Raw genomic sequence first — 4,551 nt, forward strand, 5'->3', positions numbered from 1 at the left:
TTCAGCGTGCTGAAAAAATTCACGGTGGCAGCCGGAGGGATGATCAGCCTGTTTGCGGAAAAGCTGGGGATCAAACTGTTTGCCAGTAAAGGGCGGGTAGAAATTCAGGCGCAGGGTGATGCGATGGGACTGGAAGCGCTGAAAGATATCACGGTGAGTAGCCATGAGGGCAAAGTGATTATCAGTGCTAAGGAAGAGATCCTGCTGGCCTGTGGGGGCGGTTATATCCGTATTGGCAAGGGTCAGGTGGAAAGTGGCGCGCCGGATCACATTATCCAGCGGGGCGCGGTGTGGCAGAAATTCGGTGGACAGAGTTTTAATCAGATGGCTTCCCAGCGTGAGACAACGGATTTCTCTATAACACCGCAGGTACTCTGGGTTTTTGATGATTCATCAGTGAATAACCAAAGCGGACTGTTGCACAATCAGGATAAGAGTCAGCAATTCTTAACAACAGGCTCAGGGGGTGAAACGGCCAAACAGCAGCAATTGGGTGTGGAAGCCATGAAGTTCTATTTAAAAGAAGATAAGGAGTGATTGATGACCGATTCATCAGAAAAAGTGGTTGTTACCCCGGTCTATGACAAACATGGCAGGTTGTATTACCCGTTAGTTAATGCGCCTAGTGAAAAGAACCTGACGGCAATTTGCTATAAGGTGCCAAACCGGGTTATCCCGGTGATTTTTCTGCCGGGGGTGATGGGGAGTAATTTGCAGGATCAAAATGGAATATCGGTTTGGCGTTTAGATAGTAACTGGAGTGCCTTGGTGTGGGCTTTTAAGGGTGCGGAAGAGCGGAAAAAGTTACTTGATCCGGAGAATACCTTCGTCGATTCGCAAGGCCGGGTAGATGACAATGATAAAGAAGGTCCCAAATTTCCTTCACGGAAAGAGCGGGGCTGGGGGGAGGTAGCTTATATCAGTTACGGCAAATTTTTGCCCTGGCTTCAGGCGGCGCTGGATGACCAGGATGAGTTATTGCACAACCGGTTGAATAAGACGGGGAAGCAGACATTGCGTCAGCAACTGGAGCTTATGGATTTACAGGCTGAGGCAGGGGAAGCCGGACTGACACGGGGTGAAATTAAGCTAAGTTATCAATATCAGTTTCCGGTTCATGTGATGGGGTATAACTGGCTTCAGTCTAATGTGGCGTCAGCAAACCGGTTGGTGGACTGTATTGACCAAACAGTGGCGGGCTATAAACGGCGGGGTCAGCCGTGTGAGAAGGTGATACTGGTCACGCATTCAATGGGGGGACTGGTGGCCCGTCACTATTCAGAAATATTGGGGGGACGGGACAGGATCCTGGGGATTGTGCATGGGGTGATGCCGACATTTGGTGCGCCGACGGCCTATAAGCGGATGAAAACGGGTGAAGGTAGCTTAGCGGGGTTCGTGATGGGTAAAGATGGCGCTCAGTTTACTGCCGTGATGGCGCAGTCACCGGGACCGCTCCAGCTCTTACCCGGCCTGAGATACGGCAAGTGGTGGTTGAAGATTGATGATGGAAAGACACGCCATAGCTTACCGGCGCGTGACCCTTATGAAGAAATTTATTTGCAGCGCGATAAGTGGTGGGGATTATGCGAAGAACGTTTAATTAATCCGGAAAATAAGGCAAAAAACCGGGCGGTCATGCAGGCCGATTGGGATAAATATCATGATACGCTGTCGACAAAAGTCCGGCCTTTTATCGAAGGGTTAAACGACCGTTACCACAGCAATACCTATGCTTTTTATGGTAACAGCACTAAACACCTCTCTTATGGCACTGTGCGCTGGGTAGCACGTCAAGATTATTTTAATCGGCAAAGTGATCCTGAACGGGCATTTAATAGCCCGATATTTGACCCAGTTAATGCGGAGGTCTCAGATATGCGCAGTGTAAGTTATCCGATAAAACCCGGCAGTGACTATTCTCTGATACAGACTTTTGCGGTTGCGGATCCACAAGAACCGGGGGACGGCACCGTACCCGTTCAGGGCGGGAAGTTTACCGCCAGCGGTCTGCGTTCAATATTGGGGGTGGAGGTTGATCATGAAGGGGCCTATAATACCGACAAAACGCGTTTTTTTACCCTGCGAGCGATTGTCAAAATAGCACAATTGATTAACCAGACTTCCCTGGCCTATCCTGATGAATAGAAAAAAAGTACTCGTTATTGCGGCCAGCCTGCTGGTGCTGGTGTCTTACGGGCTGTGGCACCGGTTACAGCCTTATCCTTCTCATACGGTGTTAAATCAGAAGGAACAATTAGCTGTGGATAAATTATTAGCAAACTTACAAACCCGTTGTATCGGTCGGTATCTGGTTGATCTGCCTGCAAACTATAACGATACCGTGAATGTATCACGGGTGAACGATAATCGGATAGAAACTCAGCGGCTCTATCCACCTGCTTTTGAACAGCGTATCCAATTACGGGAGCAGGTATTACGGCAGATGACAACGTCATATCCCGTTGATATGCCTTATTTAAAAAATATTTATTCTGTTCCTCAGGGGATGAAAGGGATTATTTTCGAGCGTATGCAAAATCAAAGTGTCCCGGATGTCGTCCGGGTATTGGAAGCTCACCTGTACAGCAATGGCGTGGCGATTAAAGTGGAAATGGAAGCGAAAAATGGTTCTGCGGCACGCTATGACAAAGATCGACAAATTGCTCCCAGAGTTTATACCAATACAGTACCGGAGAAACTGGCAGAATTGAGGGATTTATTATCCCGTATACGGGGACGTGCAGAAACGGAAATTCCGACGACGGCGGGAAGTTGTATTTCCCATGCGTTTATTACCGATAATCAAAGGGATAAAGAAGATATCGGCTTATTGTATAAAACGAACCCGGATAATTATTTGAATGTGAGAATTCAGACGAATAACTATATCCGGGAAAAAGACAGTATGCTGGAACGCCTGGGTGTCATTGAAGCAATGCTATTTCGGGGGAAAGTTTTCCGTAAAGGGGTGCGGAAAATTAATGGGCTGGAGACCGAGGAATTATTGGCCGTGGGATTACAGCCGAATAGTGATGATCCGCGTTATCAGTTTACATTACTGACTAATGAGAAAACTGGCGGAAGAAAAACACCGGTATTTGATTTGACGGTGGTCAATAATGAAGAGACACCGACAGTTTATACCCAAAATGAAATAGTGGCATTTTGGGATGCAATTAGTCAGACCGTCAGAGTCAGGCCGGGTGCTTTTTAACTTGCTATCTTTATCATTTGATGATCAAGAGCGAATATGACGGAAATATCTATTGGCACGATATGAATAGATATCATTACTCATATTCCTATTAATATGAATTGTCTTATTCTTTCCGTTTTACACTTATTCGATGGCAGGGAAGAATATGTTTGTGCAGTTTTTCGGCATAATTATATCTATTCTCATTTACGGAACATAAATGAGAATAATTATTTTTATCTTTAATTTATGGCGTGTTTTATTGAATGGGTTAAACACCTGGGGAAGATAGTTTATGTAATGGATTGAATGATAATGAAAATATTATGCCGATATCATGGGTCGATGGAAAGAAGATAATTGAGAAATCCAACTTCTTTATTCTATAAAAATAAAATCAACCAATTTTTAGAATTTCAGTTACATTGTTTAGGTTTAATTTATATATTACGGGGCGCTATTGATATCGAGGGTAATCTGTTTTTTGCATAAAGCATATTGTGCTTTTTGATAAAAAAAGACTTGATTTCTATTAGCTCCCATTAAGAGGATCATTTTATTAAAAAATTGCTCTGTGGTTAATCAAAGCATTTGTTGCGTGGATTTACACGGCCTGCATGCTTTATGTTTTCCAGATAAACCTCTGGGAGAGAAATAGCGAAATGGGTTGTTTGCCAGACTATTAATAATGACTGGCGACCGATATCGTGCGCCGATTTTTTAAATCTGTTTGATACCGAGCGGATGGGTGGGGGATTTTTACACCCCTCCACAACACTCACAACAACGAAAAATCATGACCTTATGGGATGGTTTACAGCTATGGGCGGTGGAGTACCTCACGTGATCGCGCGACAATTGGGAGAAAACATGAACAACGCAACACCGGCGATCATCTTTGATCACAGCCGCTACAAACTGAACGTGCGCAAGAATACCGCGCCGCTGGATGTCGTGGCGTTTAGCGGGCAGGAGTTTTTAAGCCGGCCTTTTCGTTACGCCGTTGAATTCACCAGCCCGGTGAAGGATATCGAACCGGCGCGGATGCTCATACGGGACGCCGCGTTTACCCTGACGTCGCCGGCGATTAATCCGGGGATGCGGGGCATGCCGGTGATACCGCCCGCCCCGTTGCGCACGATCTACGGGGTGATTAGCGGATTTAAGCTGTTGTCCACCTCGCATGACGAAAGCCGTTATGAAGTCACCCTGGAACCCCGGCTGGCCCTGTTGTCGAGAAGCCGCCAGTCCGCGATTTATCAGAAGATGTCGGTGCCGGAAATCGTGGAAAAAATCCTGCGTGAACGGCACGGTTTTCGCGGGCAGGATTTCTTATTCACCCTGGCGTACCC

The 4,551-nt window shown here is 46.4% G+C and carries 4 protein-coding genes; all 4 read left to right on the top strand.

From position 1 onward, the window contains the following. Nucleotides 1–537, top strand: a 537-nt coding sequence (locus D3222_RS23550) for a DUF2345 domain-containing protein (RefSeq protein WP_157975427.1), incomplete at its 5' end; no start/stop codon positions are given. Nucleotides 538–540: 3 nt separating this feature from the next. Continuing rightward, entirely contained in the window at nucleotides 541–2,148 is a 1,608-nt protein-coding gene (locus D3222_RS23555) for an esterase/lipase family protein (RefSeq protein WP_118988245.1), read from the top strand. Then, complete coding sequence (locus D3222_RS23560; RefSeq protein ID WP_118988246.1) at nucleotides 2,141–3,217, top strand: T6SS immunity protein Tli4 family protein; 1,077 nt, start codon at nucleotides 2,141–2,143, stop codon at nucleotides 3,215–3,217. The genes D3222_RS23555 and D3222_RS23560 overlap by 8 nt, the downstream gene beginning before the upstream one ends. Before the next feature lie 852 nt (nucleotides 3,218–4,069). Continuing rightward, nucleotides 4,070–4,551: contractile injection system protein, VgrG/Pvc8 family (locus D3222_RS23565; protein ID WP_255417067.1), on the top strand; the 482-nt coding region annotated here is incomplete at its 3' end.

This window comes from Photorhabdus sp. CRCIA-P01, from assembly GCF_003545805.1.
Lineage (GTDB): Bacteria > Pseudomonadota > Gammaproteobacteria > Enterobacterales > Enterobacteriaceae > Photorhabdus > Photorhabdus antumapuensis.